We start from the raw sequence: 25,298 nt of genomic DNA on the forward strand, positions 1-25,298 counted from the left end.
ACGATTACTTCGCTTTTTCTCGGTTTAGGTAAAGTAGTACAGCGTTCAACGACATGATGAAGACCAGTAGTACCACACCTGTAGCGTATAGAGCGTTCGCGTGAACACCACTTGCGTAAGACATTTCAATAGCGATGTTTGCGGTTAGCGTACGAGCCGAATCAAGGATGCCTTCTGGCATTGCCGGCGCGTTACCCATAACCATGATGATCGCCATAGTCTCACCCAACGCACGACCAATACCCAGAATCACACCTGTCATGATGCCTGAGCGAGCCGCTGGAACGAGCAATTTAAATATGGTGTAGATTTTAGAAGCGCCAAGAGCCAAAGAGCCTTCTTTGTAAGTGCGAGGGACTGCACGAATAGACGTTTCAGAAACCGTGATGACAGTAGGAAGAATCATCACACCCAGTACAATGATACCTGCCAAAATAGTATTACCCGCTGGTACATCAAATACGTTTTGGATAAGCGGCACGATAATAACCAAGCCGAAGAAGCCGTAAACCACCGAAGGAATACCGGCAAGGAGCTCAACCGCTGGGCGGATAACATCAGCCAAACGTTTCGGTGCAATTTCTGCGATAAAGACCGCAGTCAACACGCCGATTGGCACACCAACTAATACTGCACCAGCTGTCGAAACGATAGAAGCAACAATCATAGTTGCGACACCGTAAAGTGCTGGTGGCAGCCAGTTTTGGCCGAGCACGATGCCTGATACGCCAACTTCTTGGAAGGCTGGAATACTTTCTCGAACGATGAAGTATGCGATTACTGCTAATGAAACGATGCCGATAACAGCACTCGTTAAAAACAAGCCGTGGAAGATACGCTCTCTCCAGTCAACGCGGCGTTTCTCGCGTAGGCCTGGCTTGCTGATCGCTTTAGCGTCAGTAGTCATAAGCTTTTCACTATTTGTTGCGATGGTCATAAAAATCTCACGGTTCTAGGCAATGCCCTTGAACACAATGGATAGAAAAGGCTCAGCCCGAAATGGTGGGCTGAGCAAACTTGAGAGTCCCGATGGGATTAGTTAACTGAGATGTAACCTTTTTGGTCAACTAGCGCTTGCGCTTCATCAGTTAGCATCCAGTCTAGGAATTTTTGAGTTTCAGCTGATGGCTTGCCTTCTTTGTAAAGAACAAGGAACGGACGAGCAACTTTGTAAGAACCGTTTTTCACGTTGTCTACTGAAGCTTGAATACCGTCAATTGGAAGTGCACTTACAGAGCTATCAACTGTACCAAGAGAGATGTAGCCGATAGCGTATGGGTTAGAAGCAACCATTGTCTTCAGTGCGCCGTTACCGTTAGCAACTTGAGCACGTTGAGAGATTGCCGATACTTTCTTACCAGAAATTTTCATTTTTAGAGACATGATGTCTTCGAACGCGCCACGAGTACCAGAAGCTGTGTCGCGAGTGATTGCTACGATTGGCTTGTCTGCACCGCCAACGTCTTTCCAGTTTGTTACTTCACCTTTGTAGATTGCAGTAACTTGGTCCGCAGTAAGACCCGATAGTTTGTTTTGTGGGTTTACAACAACTGCGATACCGTCAAGAGCAACTGTCTCTTCTTTTAGAGCCGGCTCTTTTTCAGAATCTTTTAGGTTACGAGAAGACATACCTAGGTCAGCAGAACCGTTTTTCGCTGCTTTAACACCCGCAGATGAACCAGGGCCTTGAACTTCAACAAATACGTTCGGGTTTGTCTTCATGTATGTTTCAGAGAAAACTTCCATCAGTGGAGTTACGCTGCTAGAACCCACTGCAGAGATAGTTTCTTTAGCAGAAACAGGAGTCACTGCCATTGCGCCTAGAAGTGCGATTGCACCGATTACTGTCTTTTTCATCACAATTTCCTTTAAGTGGCCTTATTGCCGTTGTGTTTCACTTGAACGATGCTCACTTTAGAATCCAAATATGACAGTTGTGTTTCACTTAGTTGAAAGCTCTATGACACGTTGTCATTTCTGCTTAATAAAACAGCAATCAAACTTTATTTCCTTTCGAGCTCAAAATATATTGCTTCTATTTGGTTATAACAAAATGCCAACTACATCGCTTTTAATATATTTCATAACAAATAAACATCGTTAAATGATTGATATATCAAGCCTAATAATTAGAATCGGTTTGCTTTATTTACAAAAATGATAATAGTTCCAATCTTTAGAGGGTCAATCATGCGTCAATTACTGAGTACGCTGTCTATTAAGTCACAGGTTTTCGTACCCGTATTATTCACTGTCATACTTCTCGTCATTGGGTTGAGTATCGGCATCGGAAAGTTAGAGCAGGCATTCGGCAAGGTCACGGTCTCAACCAATAGCCTTATCGTGCATAAAGAAGAACTCAGTTCTATCGTCGACAACACTTATGCCATGCGCATTAAGGCAATCTACAGCCTGTTCAGAGCAGAAGATGTCCAAACACTGAACCAAGAGTTACAACATCGTCAGGCAACCAACCGTGAGTTTTTAAGCTCCATCGACCAAATTGAAGGCATCCAAGCAGAAGTCAACGCCATGCGCGATGCGATGAACCACTATGTGGATTTCACTCGAATCACCATGACGCCGCTACTGAACACTAAACATTCATCCAACAACGTGTCCTTAGATTTCGAGAGAGAATATGAAACAGCAATGGGACAATACCGCTTAGCAGGTGAAGCAATGATTGGCGCCATTGACAACTTGTCTAAGAAGCTCAATCAAATCGTGACAGACGAAGTCACAGAAAATGGTGCACTGCACTCAGATACCATCACTTACAGCACCATTTCTCTTGTCATTATTTTGTCTATCGCCTCTTTGATCAGTTGGTTGTTAGCAAGCTACATCGTGGCGCCTATTCGTAACCTACAAGAAACCATGCGCGAAGTAGCAAAAGGCAACTTATTAGTAGAAGCAGAAGAAACAGGTAAAAATGAGGTGTCGCAACTGGCACAAGACGTAAACCAAACCATCCACCAACTCCGCGGTACCGTCGACTCACTAGTTCGAATCAGTGAAGACGTCGCCTCGGCTTCGACTGAACTGGCAACAGTAATGACACAAAGCAGTGCCAACTCAGACCAAGAGAAACAAGAAGTAGAACAAGTAGCTTCTGCAATTAACCAGCTTGAATCTACTGCTGCGGAAGTTTCAACCAATGCACAGCAAGCCGACAGCGCATCTAACGAAGCCACAAAACTAACGTCACAGAGCCTAAGCATGTTTGAAGAAAGTACACGTGCGAGTGCGAAAATGGCAGACCAACTGAACGAAGCCGCAAACGTGGTCACGTCACTAAAAGATCAGTCCGAACAGATTGGTAAAGTGATTGAAGTTATTGAGAGCATCTCTGAGCAAACCAACCTACTTGCATTGAATGCGGCGATTGAAGCGGCACGAGCAGGGGAAAGTGGTCGAGGCTTTGCTGTGGTTGCTGACGAAGTACGTATGCTGGCAGCAAGAACTCAAGAATCGACCAAAGAAATTCAAACCATTATTGAAGAACTTCAGCAACAGTCTGGTCACGCAAACGAAAGCATGCATTCAAGTTTAGCCATGTTAGAAGACAACCAATCGCTTGCTACCGAAGTAAGTCGTTCACTTAGTGACATCAATAATGCAATTTCCGATTTGAATGCTATCAACACACAAGTAGCGACCGCATCAGAGGAACAAAAACAAGTAACCTCAGATATCAACAATAACTTGAGCACCATCTATGAGTTGGTGAGCCAGAACGTAACCGGTATTACTCAATCCGCAGCTGCCGCGCAAGAACTGTCTGGGTTAGCGGAGAACCAAAAGCATCAGCTTAAGCAGTTCCAAATCTAAGCCTTACAATGCCTTGTGATCCCAGCACGGTGAGTGAAAAGGTTAGATAATAAAAAGCTCCGCACTGGCGGAGCTTTTTATTTAATATGATTCACTGAATGGCTTATCGGATTCTTCACCGTATCCATCATAGAGAATAACAGCGGTTCCTTTTCCGGTCTTACTCCAAGGAGGTGGCACAACCCAGCCATGAGGATCGGCATTTTTTCTGATACTACAGTCATACCCTCGCTTAGGGTTGCAGAGCTTGACATAGGCTAATACAACCCGCCTGCCGTCAACATATACTTCGATTGCTCCACGGCCTAACTCATCCTCATTGAAATAGTTATCCATTATCTCAATTTTCTTGGCGGCAAGATCGCTGTCTATCGTATCTTTGATGTGGTAGTAAGTTTTCGTTTCGTAAAAATCGCCCCACTCAGCCTGCCACTTTGAGCGCCAACGTTCTTTAGTTTTTAAATGACCTTTCCAAAAGTTATCAGGTAGAGATAAATCCTGTCTCTGCTGCTCAGTGTAGTAACCTCTCTCCCATTCACCTTCAATACCATTTGGTACACTGAGGTTAATACGTGACCTCGCACAACATCCTTGTACCGCTCCCGCAATAATGCTAGAACCATTACCACGAACGTCGCTGATGAGCATTTTAGAGATCCAATGTGGCCCACTCATTGTTCCCGCCCCGCCGGAAGTCGCCACAATGTCCGGTTGAGCTATAGAGCAAGCCGACAACAATAACGTAAGTCCTGTGATTATTTTACGCTTCATTTTCATACACCACTCGTTTTAATTCGTTTCCTTCTTTGGTCACAGCATTTACCAATTTCTCGTAGGCCGAATCATAACCAACATTGATTAAGCAATCATGAGGACGGTGAATCCAAATTGATCCACACTTTTGAATTTCACTATGCCAATGAGAGCGTGTCACCGTACCTAATGGTTGTGCAAGTAACTTTTGATTTAACTCAACCAACATGGAATCACCCCCCGTTATAGTCGTGAAGTCTCGAGGTGGGTCATATTTTGTCATATCCCAAGAAATTCCCATTTCCTCACCTTGCTGTTTCATTCGCTCAAGAGCCAGCGCTGATAACCCGTTACTAATCGGCTGCAATTCATAGTAATACAATACATCACGATCTAACTTCACCTCACCGAACAAACCTTTCTGTTTACAGATTTCGAACCATCGCTCTTGCTCTTGCTTGCGGATTGCAATTCGTTTTCGTGTACCAAGATCGGAGCGAGCATTGTCATAAGGTCGCACTTGTGCAGCTATAGACTCTTGATCATTTAACTCACGATTGTAAGTCGCAGATAAAGGCATGCCGTAACGTGCTGGTAAACCTTCTTGCGCGTACTTTTCTTTCGATGGATAACCCCCACCGATATCGGTATGACAACCTGCAAACTCTTCCTCAAAGAAATTTGAGGGCATGACACCTTTTGGCTCAATCGACGTAAGCGGGAAGTTCTTGCGGTACTCATGATGTGCTGTGATTTGAAATACTCGCTCGGCGCAATTCATATCGAGATCCAGTTCAAAGTTGCCCTCATCCTCATTACCCGCCATATAGAACGAGCCAACCGTATCAAATAGACCTAAAAATCGTACCGTACTTGTACGACTTTCATCAGGATAATACCCCTGATTATCATCATATTGCTCAATAGATGCTTTACCGAGCAAGTTGGGGTGAACGACGCCAAACTTCTTACCGTCCCTTGGTTTGCTTACGTCTGGTAATCCATCTTTAAGTGCATTAACAAAGTGACGAGCCAACGCTGCACCACGACTAAATCCAAAGACATCAAATTCAATATGAGTAATGCTCTCGAACTCTCCATTCACTTCTAATGCATCAATGATTCTTGCGTAGTCATCAGCCCACGTTTGCCACTTATAGAACGCACCTGTTTTTGAACTGGTGTAATCCGCAATAAGATTCGGTAAAGAAATCTCCCACAATAATGAATCACTGACATTGTTAACGTCTACACCAAAGGCTTGCGCAGCATTTGATTCATCATCGCCATCATCAATCATCTTAGGATTTTGCCATGCACCGTCCACAGTCCCCACACCAGATATGTAGATCTTTTCGTAGCCCTCACCTATCGGATACGCCTCAAATAATCGCGCCACATTGGTCCGCGATTTCACGCCGCGCTGTTCTTTGTACGCATCGTTTAAGTTGTTCTGTCCCGTACCATCAAAGAACACACCAATGCGCAGCACCTTCTCAATCACTTGCTTAACGTTCATTACCGGAGTATTCACTAACGATTTTGATTGCGGGTAAATATGTTTAACGGTCGGGGACAACTTCGGATCATCATGTTCTTTACTGACGCTACCAAACGGGCACGCTTTCCCCACCTCGACGGTCGTTATTGAACCTTCCTCTGTCGGTTGCCCTACTGCATCAACCAGCAAGCACGGGTCGATCAGTGTGGCGTTCTTGTCTAACCATGATTGATTAACTTCACCTAAACCGTCAGTGGTTAATCTTGCGCGAGTGTAGTAGATATATTGCGTTGGAGGCGCAGCCCCTTCGATAGATACCGGAACAGTGATCGATGTATAAACCTTATCGCTCACGTAGTCGTCGCTGATAATGTCATATGTCGAGCGGGTGACACGCCAAGCCCAGCGCCCCTCCCCTAAAATATCCATTTCATAGACTAGCTTCCCATCCACAAAGTAATACAAATAACCATGTGTTGGATAACCTAACTGTCCATCCACATCTACTGCTGGGATAAACGGTACAAATTCGGCATTAATATGTTTTTCGTCAGTTTCTTGTGGGTTGATCTTGAACGGCTCACTCATACCAACCATCGAAAAAAGTTCGTGAACTAGAGATTTTTCCTCCTGCTCATTACAGGAACAAACTAAATTGACGTGCCGATATGGCTCATTGATTTCTTCTTTACTCCAAGCAGTAATTTCTTCTTCGTTACTGGTTTTGCTAAGCGAAAACACACCCGTTTGTAATTGTTCCAAATCTACTTTGGGTGCATGTATCTTAATGCGACACTCAAACTCAGCGTCCTTGCTTTCGTCGTCGTCACTCATAAGTGGCATCGGCGTCAGTGCTGTTGTGTCTTGCACTGGCGCATAGCCTCCACCTAACTTATTAGGCTTAGGTACATTGTATTTCAAAGCAACTTCCTATCCTTTAGGGTAAAAGGGCAGTCTAGCAACGCACCCAATATGAAGCTCTAGGCATAATAACGGTTTACATATCCTTTCTATCTGAATTAGAAAAAATGAGAACATCGGCACATACAAAAAGCTCCGCACTGGCGGAGCTTTTTGGTAACAACATTATTAACTGTTTAAGGTGACGATTACTCTTCGTCTGTCACTAGAAGAAGAGAGAATATATAGGTCGGTTCTAGTGGGCTCCAGTTGTAAACCTCACCATTAACTGAATCAAACACCATGACGTTTGAGCCATCACCGTTCGGAGTGTTACTCCAGATGTAACCTGCATAGTCACCCGCTTCTATCGTGTAACCACTTTCGAATGCAGTGCCGTTCATCGCAGGGCTGTGACAAGCACGCTCCGTCAACGCGACCAGCTCCTTAATATTTGGTAAGCGCCAGTTCTTTTTGCCCGCGAAGTCATGCAAAGCATGGTTACCAGATTCATTACGGATTTGCTCAGCGGTTGATAAAGCTAACTGCCATGACATCTTAGTCGCAGCGCCATCACATGCTTCATTTGCCGCATTCCACGTTGAGCCAACAGGGCAACGCATCCACGTTAGGCCCGTTTTTAAATCCGTGACCGTCCCAACATCAGAGTAAGTGTAACGAGAGTTAGGCGCTGTTTTTCCAAAATCCGTTGAACATTCTTGTGCCGCCATGGCTGCTTGAGAAGCCAAGACAAGAGATAGCGCGGTGATTAGTTTCTTCATCTTATTGGCCCTTAACTGCTACTAGACGGATTGGGAATTGGAATGACGTGCCAGTGTCACGCTCCACTTTGTCAGAATAAATTTCTACAAAGCTGATGTAACCACGGTCAGCGCCTTTCGCAGCAACTACTGCAAACTGAAGCGCACCTTCGTAGTTAAAACTAGAGTAATTGTTAAATGTGAAATCACTTAGCCAAATAGCACCTGATTCAACATCTGGGCTGCCCTTACCCTGTTGAGGGAAGTAAGCTGTCGTCATACCATAGACATTGCCGTCGGCATCTTTCTCTGTCTCACCTAAGTCGAGGACATCGTAGAACTCTTGGTATGTTGGTAGGCGCCAATCAGTAATGCCACATAGTGATTGCTTGTTTATATGTTCAACATATTGGCTTGTTGAACAGATGCCATCAGCAGCATCCACGCAACCAACGACTTCAAGATCTTCGTAATACGGTTTGAATGTTGCTGACTCATACACGAATGTACGATCTTTAAATTGAACCGAGCTCGCATCCGCACTCTTGTTTTCCCAAACAAGACCAGTACGCTCGTCCATAGTACAAGCCCACTCAGTCGCATCTGCAGCTAAAGCAGCACCTTGTGAATCTAGCTTAACGAACTTAAAGCCAGCGCCTGTCGACGTTTGCTTGTCCTCTTTGTCGAAGCCGTATTCCGCATCTTGACCAGGGTAAGAAGCTTGGACCTCAGCAACGTCTGCTGCGCCATCAGCAAAATGAAGAACGGCGCCCGTATCGTTGCTGCCAACCGTTTGTTCAGCAACCGCTGCAATTTCTTCAGCAAATGCACTCACTTCCGCTTTAGACAGAAGAGAAGAGGCCAACGATTTACCTTGGAAGCTAAGGCTTTGAGCAAGCAACGCTACGCCTTTGGTCATTTGTTGTGGTTGCATCGCAGCTAATAGTGCAACCGTGTTTTGCTCTAGCTTGTCTAACTCGCTGGCTTCTGCGTTAGACATTACCGTACCAGACAGAGAAACGCCGGCATCGGTGAGTTGCGCTTTTACGATCTCTTCAGCTTGAGCAACGGTTTTACCGTCAACCACAAGACCTGCGAGTAACGTTGTTACACCATTGACCGTGTTACCTGTTGCTAAATTTTGGCCCGGAGCCGCAAGACGCAATGTTTGGTTTGAACCTTGATCAACTTGAGCAAGAATGGTGCTGGTTAGTACGTTTTTGTCGCTTGAAGTCAGGCTAAATTTACCAGCATTATCCGTTTTAGCACTCGGTTCAGTCGTATCACAAACGTAGTTTTGGTTTAAATCGATGCACACTGGCGTATCAAGAAGTGTACCTGCAGAAACGATGGTGCCAGCTACATCATAGGTCGGTGCCGACGTGTCACCACCAGAACCACCGCCACAGCCAGCTAGGGCTAGTGACATAGCAACGAAAGAATATTGAAACTTCATAGATTTTATCTTCTTTTGATTTTAATTAACGAGAGCGAATCACTCTCACCATTGAAAGCAGGAAAAGTCCTAACAAGGTCCAAGGCGAGCCACTGCCACCTGAACCACCACCACTGCTTTCTTTAGTGGTATCAGCACTACACTGATACTGAGCAAAGTGACTCACACCCCACTCTTTCAACACCCCAGAGTTCCCTGACACGCGGTCAGACACTTCGAGACGCCAAGTACCCCAACTCGGTTGACCGACAAGTGCTTGTAACTCCTCGTCATACTGAGCTGTGAAGTAACCTTTAAATCCATTGGTATTGCTTGATTGATGGCTAAGTAGCACGACCGATTTGCCTTGTGGAGACACTAGCGTCACTTGCAGATCCTGCAGTGAGTCATGTTCGATGTTCAGGTAAACCGCAAACGAATCATCAATCGTGAGTGACTTGTCCGATAGCGTCTGAGAGAACAGTCTGTCGCCCTGCTCTGGCAAAGCGGAATTCACTGATTGAGGCTGGATATCAAGCTCTGGCGTACCATTAACCAGCATCACCTTTTCACTCCACTGGTGAGTCTTTAAGCCTTCTGCAAATTGGTAACCCAATGAAATAGAGGAATCGAACTGCGTGCCACACGTCAGACCGCTTGGTAACGCCACCTTCATTGAGGTCGAATCAGAAAGCGTTTCATCAAAGTCGAAAACGGATGCGTTGTTTAGCTGCCATTGCCCTTTGATGCTCGCTTCGCGGCCAGTTTGACTTAGGTTCACACCCACGTCTTGACCTTGTGCGATGTATCGAGCGTCATAGCGAACACGAAGAGGCGCTTTAAGTAAGTTGTGTCTGTTGAAGCTGTCCGTCAGGAATTGGGCGTAATCTTTATTTGGGAACAAGGTGTTTGCGGCAAACACGGTCGATTCCGCCAGATCATGCATTTTCACGCCACGACCAATGCCATACATGCCTTCAAGAACAATGGCGTCAAACTCACGGAACACGTTATCGGTATCATCACCGTATCGCTCAACCGATGCTTTAAGTGCTTGGAACAGTGGCGTTGACCATAGCTCATCGCCTAGTTCACCGCCCACACTAACGTGCGCTGGATACTCTGAGCCCTCAAAGTAACGCGCTCTTTGGTTCCATAAGCTACGAGTTGTTTTGCGTGTTCCGAACACACCGTCCCAGTTGAACACCGTATCTAACTCGAATTCTTGACCACGACGCGAAGCATCCAAATATTGAGTGCGGTAGCTCGCGCTGCCCGCCCAGTAATCAGCAAAACCTTCTGCGATAGCACCAGTGTGACCGTACGCCCAATCCGGTACGATTTGGTAATGAATGCCATGCCCAAGCTCGTGTATCACAACATCAGCATCGACTGCATCCGGAGAAACACCACCGACACCCAGCATGAGTGCTTTCGGACCGTGATAGTAAGTAGAGTTATCTTTTGATAAACCGCGAGCATCAAAACGAAGCGGTTCGTCAAACAAGTCGTAAGTCAGGCTTGTCAGATATTGGATCGAGCTATCAAGATGATAAAAAGCCATCAACTGTGGGAACGCATTGTCACCAAATTCGGTGCTTTGCATCTCATCAACACTGTCAAACGCTTGAACCCCTTCTGCGCTGAGAAAGTCCAACGTATCAAGCACAGGCGCTTCACCAGGTGCTGGGGCTGCAAATAAGCCCGTCGCATCCACTTGCTTCAATCTTGGGTTAGAGAGATAGAACTTACCGCCCGACTTTAAAACCTCAATCGACTTGGTGACATACTCGATCGGCTGAGGGTAATCAGACAGTGCTGACCACGTCGATTCTGGTGCCGCTTGCTGTTGCATGGTGCGCAGATCTGGGTTGAATAAAGAAACCTCAACATCAACCAGACTTCCAGAGCTCAAAGCTGGCGGCTCTTGCGCTTGCAGTTGGCGAGGCGATTCCAATTCCATTGCAACCGTTGGTTTACCGTTGCGAATTATCGTATCTTCAAGGCTCTTAAACACTCGCACAACGTGATGATTTTTGTCGGTTGTTACTACGAGGGCACGCTGTGCTTGATATTCACCGTTTACCCAAACATCAAAATTGTAATGCTCACCAAGCTGAGACTGGGTTTTGTAACGGAACTTAAACTCGCCCGCTTCTGAGTAGTGGCTGTCTAGATAAGTTTTCGCTTGCGCTTCATTCGTTACCACAGAGTCCGTTGCGGGATAATCCCACTCTGCAGCCTGCGCCGCAGGGGTACAAGCAATAAGCAGCGAAAACGCCAATGGTTTTAGCTTCATGATTTCGTCCTAGAATTCGTATTTTGCATTTAGCGTGAAGTAGCGCCCAGGCTCAGTTGAGTAACGCTTACTTTCCTCAGCGATACCCGCTACGTCTTGGTATCGGATGTACTCTTTGTCGAACAGGTTGACGATATTTGCGCTAACACGAAGGTCTTTGGAAACGTGGTAAGTTGCGCCAATATCAAACGTATTCCACGCACTTGTCTGCGCGCACTCTGTCGCTAGGCCAAGCGTGGTCTGGCATTTAGGAACGCGATCCATGGCCGCAGCCCAGTTCCAAGCCACATAAGCGTTGAAGTCTTGGTTGGCGTATTTCAGTTGAGCGTTACCTTCGAATGGCGTAATGCTTCGAACGTACTCGCCTTCCGCGTCTTTGCCATCTACGTAGCCAAACTTAGTGCTGATGTCCCATTGTTTGGTGAGCGCGTAACCCGCAGAAAGCTCTGCGCCATAAGTCTCTACGCCATCAAGGTTTTGGTACTGTTTGATGTAATTACCAGTGCTTGAATCAAAGCCAGTGGTCACAACATCGATGAAATTTTCAAACTTGTTATAGAACACAGACGCATAGACATACGCACGACCGTTATCGAACTTGTTACCGATTTCAAATGAGTCCGAAGTCTCAGCTTCTAGGTCTAAGTTAGGTGCGATAACAAAAGGCGTTAGCGGTACGAAATCATGGTTCACGAAGCCATATGCTTTGTCGTATTCCGGAGCACGGTAACCGTGGTTGTACGACACATAAACGATGTTGTTGGCAAACATTTCACGAGAAACCGACAGGCTTGGAGACACCTCTGAGCTATCGATGTCTTTTAATGGGAAGCCGCCTACTTCGCCCTCACCGTCCGGCGTTAAACGGTGCGCATCAAAGCGCAGGCCGCCTGTGATGGTCCATTTATCCAGTTCCACCATGTCTCGAACGTACAAACCAATGTTATAAGCACGAGCAGGAGCGAAAGGTTGTTTGGTCGAAGGCGTTACGCCGTTCCAATCAATCTTGGAATCGCTATCTGTGCGTTCATAATAGTCAGTAGCAAGCTCAACACCGTAAGCCAATTGGTGCTCAGCATTTTCTGCATAAATCGTATTGGTGAAGTCGCCACGGAAGCCAATTGTCTCGTCAATGAAGGTTTTGTGTTCCAGTTCGCGACGTTTGGTGATCAAACCATTGTGATCCACTTGGCGCATTAAACGGTTGGTGTCTTCCACGACTTCGGTGTGACGCCAGTAAACTTTGGTATCCAACTCTTCGAACCAAGTTGGATTAATTGGTGTCACCTCTGCACCAATGTAAGCGCTGTACTCTTCGGAGGTTTCATCTTCAGCAAAGTCTTCAATATGCCAGATTCCATCAGGTTGAATGGACGGTGAACCCTCCAAACGCTCTTGATTCTGGGTGTAGAGTTCCGCTTTGGCTTTCAACATCACCTCTTCACTGAAAAAGTGGTTGATCGTATAAGCACCGCTGTAACCATCTAGATCGCGGTTATACAAATCTTCATCAAAGTTACGCGTCTCTTGCCCTTGCCAATATGAAACGTTGAACAAACTCTCTGTATCACCGGAGCGGAAAGCTAGGTTGCTCGTACCTTTGTACTTGTTGCTGATATCGGTGTAAGTACCAGAAACATCGGTGTAGAAGTCTTTGTCTTTTAAGAAATCACCCGGCTGACTGGATTCTAAAATCACCACACCGCCGATCGCGCCAGAGCCATGCACCGAAGAGCTTGCACCTTTAATGATTTGCAGCGATTCAAAATTGGATAAATCAAAAGTATCTCGCCCAACTGCATCATTAATGTCATTCGCACCGAAGCCATCCGCAGAACGAATGCCATCACGAACGATCATAATGCGATTACCTGTCATACCACGGATGGTTATGTTTTGCGGACGTCCTGCACCGCCCGTCACGCTTACACCAGGTTCGTTACGCAGCACGTCATAAAGCTCGGTTTCGCCTCTTTCTTCGATTTGCTCGTTTGTGATAACCGCGACACTACCTGCCACTTTTGACAATGGCTGATCGATTTTATTGGCGGTTACAACCACCTCTTCCATTGAGAAAACCTTAGATTCGGCGTGCACTTGACTGGCAGCAAGTACCGAAAGTACTGCCGCTGACACTGGGGTAAGCTTCATTTACTGCTCCGCTTTAGATGTTTTAATTAGTGATAGTAGAAATGCGTATTCCTTCGCTTGTTGCTCTCTTGCCTGCCTTGAATCCATGCGGTGGCCAGAGTGAAAATCCGTTTGCAACAAATAAGGGCCTGTCGATTCACTGGTCGACGAAATTTGAGCGAGATACTTCGCGCCTTCCCAATAAGGCACACGTTGGTCGTTTAATCCGACTTGAACCAACATGGGTGGGTAAGCGTCTTTGTGGATATTGAGAATAGGATCATAAGCTTGGATCGCTTTGAGCTGCTCTGGGAGTGTCGGATTCCCCCATTCCCCATATTGTTGTGCGGTAAGTGGTAACGTCGTATCGGACATGCTAGCAACGACATCGACAAACGGAACCTTCATCACCGCGCCAGCAAACAAGTCCGGAGCTTGGTTGATCGATCCGGCAACTAAAGTACCACCAGCACTCGATCCAATCGCGTAGACATCACGCTCACCACCATCAAAGTGTTTAAGTGCTTGCGCAGCTGCCGTGAAATCATTGATAGAGTTAACTTTAAGAACGCCTCGGCCTTGCTCGTGCCAGTCGGCACCAAAGTAACCGCCGCCACGAACATGTGCTATCGCGTAGATAACACCCTGATCCAGTAAGCTCACGGTTTGAGGCATGAAGTAAGGTTTCATGGTAAACCCGTAAGCGCCATAGCCGTACAGCACAACAGGAGCGTTGTCGCTGAGCTTATCTTTGCGATAAGCAAGAGAAACCGGCACTTCCACACCATGACTTTTTACCATAATGCGTTGAGAAACATAATCTTGGCTGGAGAAGCCGTGATAAACATCTTGCGAGAGATTTGTCTTTGTCAGTGCTTTAACATCAAACTCTTCCCACAACGGCGGTGTCGTCATCGACATACTACGAATGCGGATTTTGTTAGAGCGGTAATCACCAAGAGTGCTCAACCAAGCTACACGCCCTTCCGACTCTAACGGCAGAGATTTCTTCGCCTTGCCATCGTAAGAGTAAACCGAGATTGTCGTTTGATTGTCTTGCTTGGTTAATGCCACAAGTCCCGCTTCATACAAATAGAATTGCTCTACGCTATTTTCCGAGCGTAAGAAAGACTTCCAATTAGATTCAGCAGTGTCCGCATGTTTCTCGGGCATCGTAGCTTCAAACAAACCAAACTGACCATTAAGATTGCTGTTGATAAAGACTTTGTCTTGAGCAACATCTGCATAATACTCCACACCGGATTCTGGTTTACGTAGCGAGGCCGTTAGCTCTCCAGAATCAAGGTTTAGGATCTTTTGTTCGGTGGTCGATTCATTGTTACTTTGTACCAGTGCGAAACGCGCGTCGGCTGAGGGATAGAAGGACATGAGCCAATCGGTCTTGTCCTCTTGCCAAAGTACTTTCTGCTCGTTGGTTTGAGTATTAATTCGAACGATTTGGTAGGGACGCTGAGTTTTCGCTTCTTTTGAGACGGCGAAAGCAAACTTGCCATTTGGTGAGAGCAGAACCCCATTATCAATGTTGCTGATAAGCTCACGTGCAGCCCCACTCTTTAGATCAACCAACACAGCACGGTACTGCTCGCTGCCATCAATATCTTCTGTAAACAACAAAGAATCGCCTTGAATACGCCATTGACCAATTTGGAAATACTGACGTTCTTCTTGGCGAGAAGAGAAATCGTAAACCACTTTCTCTTGCGCGTTGTTATCAGCTCGCGAAAGCAAAACAAAGTTGCCTTGTCGACGAGTGAGATTCCATTCTTGGCCGTTTTTAATCACCCAAGGCTTCTCGCCTTTTTCTGCTGCCATGGCTTCCCATTGGCTCAAGAGATTTTGGGTAATCTCGTCATAGCGTTTCTGAAATTGTTCTGTTTTTTGGTTCTGTTGCTTGAGGTAAGAAAGGACTCGCTCATCTTGTCTGGAATCGTCTCTCAGCCAATCAAAGTTATCCGAAGCAACACTGGGCATAGAGGTGACTAAAAGCCCCAAAAAAACATGACTAAATTTCATATAAATGGCACAACTATTTATAGGATTAATATTATGTCGCGTATTCTGCCCTTAAATAAAAATGAGATCAATTATCATTTACATATTTTCGTGACATTTTTATCGGTTTTTATTATGCCAAACGTTTAAATCATGGATGAATGCACTGTGATGCAAAGCTATTGTTAGATAAGTCATCTATTGCTATGCAATTAAGAATCTAGAAATGAAAACGTCACCTAAAGAAGGTGACGAGGGTAACTTTTTTACTTTAGTCAGTAGCTCAAAAGAGGTAGAAAAACTAGAAAAGATGACTAGTTACAACCCAAAGTAAAGCAAGAAATCCAACAAAATAAAGGGAGGAAAAAACTACCGATTTAATCAATTCACCCATTTGAGACTTTTCAGTAATCATGTGAGCCTCTGCGATTGTGTACTAAGGTACAACTCACCAACGCTACGCAGAGAAACGCCAACATCTCAACCCAAACGTCTTTCTTTCCCCAACCTAACGATTTGCACTGTTGTTCTGTAAGGCTCAGATCGATGTCTTCTAACCACTGTTTTTCTTGATACATATTCTGTCTCCTCTTCTGGAAACCTATGTTAAGCAAAATTGGCGTTCAGAAAAATCAAAGACTATTTAACCCTTGTTTAGAGCAGCTAAACAATAGCCCGTGAGAAGACAAATTCCAGATATAAAAAATCCGAGCTCGTAAGCTCGGATTTGAATTCAGTTAACCTCTAACGCTGAGTTGAAGATTAATCTTCAGCTTTTGGTTCCGCTGGCTTTTTCTTAGGGATAAACACATTGTCACCCACTGCCACGTTTTGATAGAAACCTTTATCACGCTGAGCGGGTTTCTTCGCCACTTTCTTCGCTTGAGGGCGAGCCTTCTTCGGTGCTGCTTTATTACCACGGAAATCAGGTTTACGCGGCTTCAAACCTTTAAATTTGCCCTTTAGGTCATCAAATACCGAGAATTGTAAATCTTGTTGTAGGTAGAGCTCAACACGCTTGAAGCTTTCCCAGTCTTTAGGGCCAACCAGTGAAATCGCATCACCTTTATTACCAGCACGGCCTGTACGACCAACACGGTGCACGTATTCTTCTGTGTGTTTCGGCATATCAAAGTTGATAACGTGCGTAACTGTTGAGATATCAAGACCACGTGACGCTACGTCTGTCGTAACGAGGATCTTAAAGACTGCGCGTTCAAACTGACTCATGATGGTATTACGTTGAGTCTGGTTCAAATTACCACTCAATGCGACTGCTTTTAGCTTTTTCTCGTTAAGCTTAGTAGTCAAACGTTCAGTATCGTCACGAGTCGCTGTAAAGATGATCACTTGACGATATTCAGCTTCTTCTAACACACGCTCAAGAATCGCTTCTTTGTGGTCAAGGTGATCACACAAATAGAATTTCTGAGTAATGTCTTTGTGCTCTTCGTTTGAAACACCTACAGCAATGCGTTTTGGTGCATTCAACATCTCTGATGCAATACCGTTCACTTCTGCGTGGTCCAATGTTGCAGAGAACATCAACGTCTGACGACGGCGGTGTTTAGCTGCGTTGTGGATGCGGCGAAGCTCTGGTGCAAAGCCAAGATCGAGCATACGGTCTGCTTCATCAAGAATCAGCGTTTCCAATCCATCTAGGTACAATGAACGGTGTTCTAGATGGTCAGCCAAACGTCCTGGTGTAGCAACGATAAACTTAGGGTAACGACGCAATGCTTTTACTTGGTCGTTAAAGTTCTCACCACCTAAGATCAAAGTAGCATCGTAAGACAAGCCAACTAACATTGAGCGTAGCTCGCCATATACCTGTTTCGCTAACTCACGCGTTGGCGCAAGAATGACCGCACGTGGGTCTTTCGCAGAAAACGACTTCGTCTTTAATGACTTGTGAAGCATTGGTAATACAAACGCCAAAGTCTTGCCAGAGCCCGTTTTCGAAGATGCCAATAGATCCTTGCCTGCAATCGCAACAGGAATCGCCTGCTGCTGAATATCAGTCGCTTTTTTGAAATCGTAGTGTTTTAGGTTCTTCAACAATCGGTTGTCTAGGCCTAGATCTTTAAATTGCAAAGTATTCTCCAATAAATAGTCATCGTTTGAGCGCTTTTTCAGTGTCGTTTCCGCTCTAACGCAGCAAAAAATAAAAGCTCGATATAATACCGCAAATCATAGGAGTATAGATAGAGATCACACAAACTAATTCCATTAGAAAAAATAAAGATTCATCTAAGAAACTTTCATTTGTGTAAATTTCGTCTAAATTATTGATATCAGGGACGTGGTAAAAGAGCTGCTGTACTACCCGATACTGGCGTTAAAGGTGAGTAAACGCTCACTTATGTAAACTAAAGGTTAGCGTCCGTATCAGGTACTCTATGAAATCCTTGGATTTTTTTGACTTTTGCTACATCATGTACTGATAGAATGTATTCACATTTACCACTATGACTATATGACACAAAACGTATAGCGTAGGAATTTAACTATAGGCAAGGAGTTCTAAAATGAACAAAACGTTGATCGCAGCTGCAGCAACTTCAGTACTTCTACTAGCAGGTTGTGCTTCTTCTGACGAAGCAGCAACAGCTACTAAACTAGACGAACTAAGCAACCAAGTTAGCCAACTAAGCCAAGACGTTCAGTCTCTACAATCTGACGTTCAAAAGTCTAACGACGCGGCTATGGCAGCTCAAGAAGAAGCTGCACGTGCTAACGAGCGTATCGACAACATCGCTCAGTCTTACACTAAGTAAGATGTGATTCCGCGCTTTAACGCTTGTTAAGGCGCGGTTATTTCTACTGGAACACCATTCTGAGCAGCAATCGTTGCTTTAGCTTTCGCATTCGTCATCCCATATTCATCCAACCACCAATTCAACTCTTGTGGAATTTGTAAGTGATCTTTCTCGCCGTTACTGCGAGTCAATGGTTCATGCGCCTCAACAAATACACTGCGGTCTGGTTCTAGCGTTACTTTAACCGGCTGATTGATGATCTTCACTTTTTCGCCACGACGTACTTTGTCGAATAGCCACTCGATGTCGTTAGGGTCCATACGAATACAACCCGCACTTACACGCATACCAATACCAAAGTCCTTGTTAGTACCGTGGATCAAGTACTCACCATGACCATACGCCAAGCGCAGCGCAAACATACCGAGTGGGTTATCAGGCCCAGCTGGCACAACTGCAGGTAGGTCAATGCCCTTCGCCTTGTATTCCGCACGGATAGATGAAGGTGGTGTCCAGGTTGGGTTTGGACGCTTCTGGCTGATACTCGTTGTCATCTCTGGCGTGTCTCGACCAATACGGCCAATACCTACCGGGAATACATGAACCACATTTTCTTTAGCTGGAAAGTAGTAAAGACGCAGCTCCGCTAAGTTAATAACGATGCCTTTGTGGGGAACGTCTGGAAGAATAAGCTGAGTCGGAATAGTCAGAACGTGGCCTTCTTTTGGTAGAAAAGGGTCCACGCCTTTGTTGGCCGCCATTAACGCCAGCATGCCAACATCGTACTGCTTAGCAATGTTTGCCATGGTTTCGCCTTGTTCAACCACATGGTTTTCCATGCGGCCTATGACGCGCGCCCCGTCCTCCGGCAATTCGTACATCTTTGCGAATGACAAACCACTCACTAAAGATAGCGATACAGACAACAGGGTTCGTTTAGCGATACTCATCGGACGCTTCTTGCTAGGCATCTCTCTCTATTCCTTGGCGTTTTTGAAGAGCCGTAAGGTTATCTCTCTTTCCACCTTGTGATCAACCATCGGCTTGTGATAATCCAGTAAATTAAAACCACTCCATAGCCAAGGGTTATGAATAAACTTATTCGGCACCTCTTTAATTTCCGGTACCCAATGGCGAACAAAGGTGCCGTCAGAGTCAAACTTTTCACCCTGACTGATAGGGTTGAAGATTCGGAAATAAGGTTGCCCATCACAGCCCGTGGACGCCGACCATTGCCATCCACCATTGTTGGCAGCGAAATCGCCATCCACCAGCTTACTCATGAAGTATGCCTCTCCCCAACGCCAGTCGATATGCAGGTCTTTGGTTAAGAAGCTCGCCACAACCATGCGTAGACGATTGTGCATCCAACCCGTCGTATTCAGTTGGCGCATAGCGGCGTCAACAATAGGATACCCTGTTGTGCCTGTTTTCCATCGTTCGAAAGCTTGCTCATCATAAGACCATTGAATCTTCTCTTCCCACGGAATAAAGCCCTTTCCTCTAACAAGCTTTGGTTCAAACACCAATAAATGTTGGTAAAACTCTCGCCAGATAATTTCACTCAACCAAGTAGCTTTCCCTTCAGTGAGATCAGGAAGCGGGTTTTCTGCATAAAGCCTTGCGATACATTGTCTTGGAGACAGCGCGCCAATTGCGAGATACGGAGATAACTGACTCGTGCCATCGACAGCAGGTAGATCTCTTTCTGCTTGATACGCATCGCTGCGCTCACGGGCGAACTCTCTCAGTTGCTGGACAATGTCTGTGGTTGAGGCATGCCAACGTTCACTGGACTCGCGCGGATAAGAAAAAGGCACATCAGCATGATAGCGATAGGCTTCAACCTCTTGGAGCACGTCTTTAGGCAGCTCGGCTTGCGGTTGTGGCTTGAACACCATTGGCAGTTGGAATTTCAACAACCAAGCACGTTTAAATGGTGTGAAGACTTTGAAATACTGCCCCTGCTTGTTTAACACCGTGGTTGGTGCATGAACACATTTGTCGTGGAAAGCTTCAAACGTAACTTCGCTTTCAGCCAGAACTCTCGCTACGTCTCTATCTAAAGCTTGCTCGTTGACCTCATAATGAATATTCGCCATGACACTTTTCACGCTCAACGATAATGCCCAGCTCTTGATGACCTCAGTCACGTCGGTAAATTCAGGCACCTCTTTATACAGAAGCGGGATATTAAGATCAGAAAGCTCTTCTTCGAGATGCATTAAACGTCTCGCAATAAGGTCTGCCTGCATTGGTGCCATATGGTGCTTTTTCCATTGCTCTGGCGTTGCAACATAGCAAGCGACCACAGGGTGCCCAGTATCAAGGGCGGCCTTCAATGCAGTGTGATCTAACGTTCTAAGGTCTCGTCGAAACCAAACCAGAATCATGTCGTCTCCTTACGAGGGTAAGCTAGTTAGCAAAATGCAACTTCTCAATAACTTCAGAGAACTGAACTTGCTCAGGGCATTGCGTTTTCAGCGTGGATAACGCTTCTACTTGCTTAATTGGCAGGGCCTTGTTTGAGAAGAAATGAAGCTTTTGGTATAGAGCCACTACATCATGATCGATAAGACCCGAAACATCTTCGACTTTGTCTATCAAACTAATATGGAAGCCTTGCTCGCATAATCTTGCCGCTTGTACCCAGCTTTCAAATTCTCGAGCTTGCTCGAAACTAATAAGCAGACATTTGCCTTTCGAAGAGGCTTTGTTTTCAGACTCAACAACCATGGCAAGGCGTGTAATTAAGCAAGTTTGAAAGAGGCCCGACTGAAGTGAGCGTAGTGAGACCTTCACGAGTTCAAGAGCTTCCACCACCGGCGTGATCAGCTGATCGATGACAATAGTTAATGGATACTCTTTCAAAACGTTGGTTAGAAGCTTCTCCGTTTTACCACGGTTTAGTTCGGCAAGAGCTTTGAGCAAAGATTCCACTTCTTCTAAAGGCTGCACACTAACAGCAATATCAGCTTTTTCTTCTTGTCCAAGCAGACCTTTTACTTTGCCAATGGCAACCCCTTTCGACAACCAACCTTGTATCTCTTTAATCGTATCTAGATCTTGTTGGCGGTATAAACGATGACCTTTTTCGGTTCGTTGAGGTTGGATCAAGTTGTAGCGTCTTTGCCAAGCTCTGAGTGTAACGGGCTTAACACCCGTTAACTCAGATACATCTCGAATGGCGTAGAGTTTTTCTTCTTGGCTACAATCCATAACGTAATCTCATCTCCTGCGGGTATGGTTCTAGATATTTTTGCTGTTGCAAATACTCATCTGGGTATGTGTTGAGATAATGCTTAATAAGCGTTAACGGGGCAAGTAATGGTAACAATCCTGTGCGGTAATTACTGATGACTGTCGCGAGTTCTTCTCTTTCTTTACCAGTTAATGAACGCTTGAAGTAACCTTGTAGGTGCATCAGAACATTGGTGTTGTTCTTGCGACTCGCTCGGTTTTGCAGCGCTTTCATTAAGCCCAAACGATACTCGTTAAAGAAGTCGTCAATCTCATAGCTCGCGACATCTGCCACCAACCTACCCAGAGAGCGGTAGGATTCTGGGTGGTGCGCCATCAACGTCAGTTTGTAACGAGAGTGAAAAGCGATGATTTTACCGCGTGTTGGTTCTCCACCCATGGATTCATAGAAGTCGTTCAAACAGTAAATGCGCGTAATGAAGTTTTCTTTTAATACTGGATCGTTAAGGCGGCCGTCTTCTTCTACCGGTAACCACGGCATTTTTTCCATCAAGGTACGGGTGTACAAGCCAATCCCCTCTTTTGCAGCGTTGTTTTTACTGTAAACCTTGACTCGCTCCATACCACAGGTTGGCGACTTCGCGCAGACGATGTACCCACACAACTGCTCACTTTGCAATTCATTCACTTTATTTTCTGAATAAGTGAGCATGTTGTCGGTGTGGTCATTGTCTGGATTTTTCGTCTCAACCAATGCAATTCGCTCTTCGTTACTGACTAAGCGGATAGTAGGACGAGGCACAGACATACCGACGCCAACTTCTGGACAAACCGGCACGAAACTAAAGTACCCGTCGAGTTCTTTTGTTACGAAGTTACTTATTTTATGTCCTGAGTCGAAACGTACACGTTCACCTAATACACAAGAGCTAATACCGACTTTGATTGAAGATTCCATGATGGCACATCCTATACAAAATGTTTTGTTGTATAACTTATAGCAAGTGAATTTGAATTGTACAAGAAAATAAATTGTACAATTTATTCGTTTTACTGAGCTATCTAGGAATTCGATCAGTGAGATCTCAGAAAATATTGTGCTTCGAAACGGTTTTTTGTGCACACAATCAACAAATCGCTCAAAAGCAAATCGATTGCCTTTTTGCTTTCAACATATTTAGTTATCAACAGAATATTTAAACACTAGAACAGACCGTTTTGTGACTTAACTCTCAAGCCACCTTTGCACGTCCCGATATTATTGCCTCAACGATAACGAACAAGTTCAACAGAATTGGTAATAGCATTCTATAATAGAGTCATTTTACCAGAACCAAACTTTGGAGAGCACTTATGGCAACCCCACATATCAACGCACAACCAGGTGATTTCGCTGAAACAGTTCTAATGCCAGGCGACCCGTTGCGCGCTAAATACATTGCAGAAACATTTCTAGAAGATGTGAAACAAGTTTGTGATGTTCGCAACATGTTCGGCTTCACTGGCACTTACAAAGGTAAGAAAGTTTCTGTAATGGGCCACGGTATGGGTATCCCATCTTGCTGTATCTACGTACACGAACTCATCGCTGAATACGGCGTGAAAAACGTTATCCGTGTAGGTAGCTGTGGTGCAGTACGTGACGACGTGAAACTAATGGACGTTGTTATCGGTATGGGTGCATCTACAGACTCAAAAGTTAACCGTATCCGTTTCAACAACCACGACTTCGCTGCAATCGCTGACTACGGTCTTCTAGAAGAAGCGGTTAACCAAGCGCGTGCTCAAGAAGTACCAGTTAAAGTTGGTAACGTATTCTCTGCAGACCTGTTCTACACACCAGAGGCAGACCTGTTCGAGAAGATGGAAAAACTAGGCATCCTAGGTGTAGACATGGAAGCGGCTGGTATCTACGGCGTTGCTGCTGACCTAGGCGCGAAAGCTCTAACTATCCTAACAGTTTCTGACCACATCATCCGTGGCGAAAAACTAAGCTCTGAAGAGCGTCAAAAGTCGTTCAACGACATGATGAAAGTTGCTCTAGAAACAGCAATCAACATCTAAGAAACACCTAAGTAGTAAATAGCAGCCGGGGCCTGACCGGCTGCAAGAATTATCCCGAGGGGGCGATTGTGTCTAACGGCGAACTGCCAAGGGACGCAGATGGGTTACAACTCAACTTTTGTAAAACATTGGCGTGTGACAACTTTGGATTGAGTGATGCAAAGCGATACGTTTTGCAACATGCTAACCCTAAACGTCCGGCGATGGTATGCCGTGAGTGTGGAGCTTTCCCCCCCTTACTTAATAATCGCGATGTAGTGAACGAGCTTCATCGTCTGCGTCACGTCCACAGTGACGGATTACCTGCTTGTCGCAACGATGACTGCGATAACTTTGGGCTTTCTGTCCATACTCATAAACACCTCTATCACGCTTTCGGTTACAGTGGCGATCGCCAACGTTACCGCTGCAAAGTGTGTCAAAGTACCTTTGTCGATAAATGGTCTGGTGCCAATAAAAAGCTTCAGTTCCAAGAGAACTTGATGGGCTTGTTGTTTACCGGTTATTCCGTTCGCGAGATCTGCCGTAAACTCAGCATTAATCCAAAAACCTTTTACGATCATGTTGATCATATTGCTAGCCGCTGCCGCCGCAAACTGGCGACGATCGATGCTCGCTGGGTAAACCATGCCGAGCACTATGAGTTGGCGTCGAACTATGTTTCCCTGCAACCACATAGCAACAACGGCGTATACTGGATCGCTTCTGGTGAAGCACACTCTGGCTATATTCTATGTCAGCATGTGAACTATTCTTCTAATGATGAGCCGGTCGCAGCACTGGATCATAACCCTTACGATGAAGTGTCACGTTTTGTATCACAGGAATACACCGCAGAAGCAAGTGAAGCACCCGGCGAACCTTCGAAGAAACTTCGCGAGCGTATCGACCAGAAGTACCAAACCATTTTGGCGCGTGGTAACGTAGAGGACCCACTGGGCAACCTTTCTGTTTTCCATTACCCTTCAAAAGGTGCTTTGATTCGCCCGCCTTACACCTCTTACGCTCACTACCTACATGTATTGGATATGTGCTGCCCAGAGAAACGGGTTTCTATTTACATGCCTCAAGATCCCCTGCTCCGCTCTGCCGCGTTGAGCGTTTGTTTATCTCGTATTCAAGAGAAAAACGTTGACTTGATGTACGTTGAAGAAGATGCAAACTGGGATATGACTGCGCCATTTGGCAAAGTAGACATTGCTTACATGAGTTGGTGGCGAGATCGTTGGGCGATTTCACGTCAATACGAAGCAAACAAAGGCATTTGTTACTTAGCTGGCGACAATAACGAACCTGAGTCATGGTTCAATGTTGCGACAACACGCCACATTCAATTCTATCAAAATCGTTTTCAGCTTCTGTTTGAGAGCTTCATCAACGAGCCACGTCGCAAATTACGACCTGCTGGCATATTACCTCTTTTAGATATATTCAGAGCTTGGCATAATTTGTGCTATCAAGATAAGCAAGGGCTTACCGCCGCTCAGAGGCTGAAAGTAACGGACGCACCTCTGACGATCAAACAACTGCTGTCGTGACTATTTAACACTTTACTCATTTAAATGTGGTAAATAGATGCTGACCACGGTATATATTACGGTACCCAATACCTTATTGGTGTAGCATTCTTCCTACACCTGAAATGATA

19 protein-coding genes are annotated in these 25,298 nt (G+C 45.4%); 4 read left to right on the forward strand and 15 right to left on the reverse strand.

What is annotated here, in order from left to right; translation table 11 throughout:
- Positions 1-4: 4 nt before the first annotated feature.
- Both pstC and L1076_RS03695 read right to left on the reverse strand, forming a co-directional pair.
- A complete protein-coding gene (pstC, locus tag L1076_RS03690; RefSeq protein WP_038873310.1) occupies positions 5-937 on the reverse strand; it encodes a phosphate ABC transporter permease subunit PstC in 933 nt (310 codons plus the stop codon).
- Positions 938-1,035: 98 nt separating this feature from the next.
- Entirely contained in the window at positions 1,036-1,857 is an 822-nt protein-coding gene (locus L1076_RS03695) for a phosphate ABC transporter substrate-binding protein (RefSeq protein WP_038876298.1), read from the reverse strand.
- Positions 1,858-2,190: 333 nt separating this feature from the next.
- On the opposite strand from L1076_RS03695, the gene L1076_RS03700 reads away from it, so the two are divergent.
- Entirely contained in the window at positions 2,191-3,834 is a 1,644-nt protein-coding gene (locus tag L1076_RS03700) for a methyl-accepting chemotaxis protein (protein WP_038873305.1), read from the forward strand.
- 81 nt (positions 3,835-3,915) lie between these two features.
- Here the strand turns inward: L1076_RS03700 and L1076_RS03705 are convergent, their stop codons facing one another.
- The 9 genes from L1076_RS03705 to L1076_RS03745 all read right to left on the reverse strand — a co-directional run bounded on the left by L1076_RS03705 (position 3,916) and on the right by L1076_RS03745 (position 17,732).
- Complete coding sequence (locus L1076_RS03705) at positions 3,916-4,611, reverse strand: hypothetical protein (protein ID WP_237303164.1); 696 nt, start codon at positions 4,609-4,611, stop codon at positions 3,916-3,918.
- Positions 4,595-7,009, reverse strand: a complete 2,415-nt coding sequence (locus L1076_RS03710; protein ID WP_237303165.1) for a DUF2235 domain-containing protein — start codon at positions 7,007-7,009, stop codon at positions 4,595-4,597. Before L1076_RS03710 ends, L1076_RS03705 begins: the two co-directional genes overlap by 17 nt.
- Positions 7,010-7,197: 188 nt before the next feature.
- Positions 7,198-7,770 carry a DUF1566 domain-containing protein gene (locus L1076_RS03715; protein WP_045408281.1) on the reverse strand — a complete coding sequence of 191 codons (573 nt, stop codon included), beginning with the start codon at positions 7,768-7,770 and terminating at the stop codon, positions 7,198-7,200.
- A 1-nt stretch (position 7,771) separates the two neighbouring features.
- A complete protein-coding gene (locus L1076_RS03720) occupies positions 7,772-9,205 on the reverse strand; it encodes a DUF1566 domain-containing protein (protein WP_104047262.1) in 1,434 nt (477 codons plus the stop codon).
- Between the two features lie 25 nt (positions 9,206-9,230).
- A complete protein-coding gene (locus tag L1076_RS03725) occupies positions 9,231-11,483 on the reverse strand; it encodes a proprotein convertase P-domain-containing protein (RefSeq protein WP_237303166.1) in 2,253 nt (750 codons plus the stop codon).
- A 9-nt stretch (positions 11,484-11,492) separates the two neighbouring features.
- Complete coding sequence (locus L1076_RS03730) at positions 11,493-13,634, reverse strand: TonB-dependent hemoglobin/transferrin/lactoferrin family receptor (protein ID WP_237303167.1); 2,142 nt, start codon at positions 13,632-13,634, stop codon at positions 11,493-11,495.
- Positions 13,635-15,647 (reverse strand): prolyl oligopeptidase family serine peptidase, encoded by a 2,013-nt coding sequence (locus L1076_RS03735; RefSeq protein WP_237303168.1) that lies wholly within the window; start codon positions 15,645-15,647, stop codon positions 13,635-13,637. It lies immediately after the preceding gene.
- 383 nt (positions 15,648-16,030) lie between these two features.
- A complete protein-coding gene (locus tag L1076_RS03740; protein ID WP_237303169.1) occupies positions 16,031-16,204 on the reverse strand; it encodes a hypothetical protein in 174 nt (57 codons plus the stop codon).
- 184 nt (positions 16,205-16,388) lie between these two features.
- Positions 16,389-17,732 carry a DEAD/DEAH box helicase gene (locus tag L1076_RS03745; RefSeq protein ID WP_237303170.1) on the reverse strand — a complete coding sequence of 448 codons (1,344 nt, stop codon included), beginning with the start codon at positions 17,730-17,732 and terminating at the stop codon, positions 16,389-16,391.
- A gap of 422 nt (positions 17,733-18,154) precedes the next feature.
- On the opposite strand from L1076_RS03745, the gene L1076_RS03750 reads away from it, so the two are divergent.
- Positions 18,155-18,403: an Lpp/OprI family alanine-zipper lipoprotein gene (locus L1076_RS03750; RefSeq protein ID WP_005441096.1), complete on the forward strand. Its 249-nt coding sequence runs from the start codon at positions 18,155-18,157 to the stop codon at positions 18,401-18,403.
- Positions 18,404-18,429: 26 nt separating this feature from the next.
- Here the strand turns inward: L1076_RS03750 and L1076_RS03755 are convergent, their stop codons facing one another.
- The 4 genes from L1076_RS03755 to L1076_RS03770 are packed head-to-tail and all read right to left on the reverse strand — an operon-like array spanning position 18,430 to position 22,544.
- Positions 18,430-19,356, reverse strand: coding sequence for a L,D-transpeptidase family protein (locus tag L1076_RS03755; RefSeq protein WP_005441098.1), 927 nt, complete (start codon positions 19,354-19,356; stop codon positions 18,430-18,432).
- Between the two features lie 6 nt (positions 19,357-19,362).
- Positions 19,363-20,778 (reverse strand): deoxyribodipyrimidine photo-lyase, encoded by a 1,416-nt coding sequence (gene phrB / locus L1076_RS03760; protein WP_237303171.1) that lies wholly within the window; start codon positions 20,776-20,778, stop codon positions 19,363-19,365.
- A 22-nt stretch (positions 20,779-20,800) separates the two neighbouring features.
- Positions 20,801-21,604: a MerR family transcriptional regulator gene (locus tag L1076_RS03765; protein WP_038868477.1), complete on the reverse strand. Its 804-nt coding sequence runs from the start codon at positions 21,602-21,604 to the stop codon at positions 20,801-20,803.
- Positions 21,594-22,544, reverse strand: a complete 951-nt coding sequence (locus L1076_RS03770) for a DUF523 and DUF1722 domain-containing protein (RefSeq protein WP_237303172.1) — start codon at positions 22,542-22,544, stop codon at positions 21,594-21,596. Before L1076_RS03770 ends, L1076_RS03765 begins: the two co-directional genes overlap by 11 nt.
- Positions 22,545-22,939: 395 nt before the next feature.
- Between L1076_RS03770 and deoD the strand changes: the two genes are divergently transcribed.
- Positions 22,940-23,650: a purine-nucleoside phosphorylase gene (gene deoD, locus L1076_RS03775; protein ID WP_005441106.1), complete on the forward strand. Its 711-nt coding sequence runs from the start codon at positions 22,940-22,942 to the stop codon at positions 23,648-23,650.
- 68 nt (positions 23,651-23,718) lie between these two features.
- Positions 23,719-25,188: a lactate dehydrogenase gene (locus tag L1076_RS03780; RefSeq protein ID WP_038876325.1), complete on the forward strand. Its 1,470-nt coding sequence runs from the start codon at positions 23,719-23,721 to the stop codon at positions 25,186-25,188.
- Positions 25,189-25,298: the final 110 nt, after the last annotated feature.

It is taken from the genome of Vibrio sp. MMG023 (assembly GCF_021654215.1).
GTDB lineage: Bacteria > Pseudomonadota > Gammaproteobacteria > Enterobacterales > Vibrionaceae > Vibrio > Vibrio jasicida.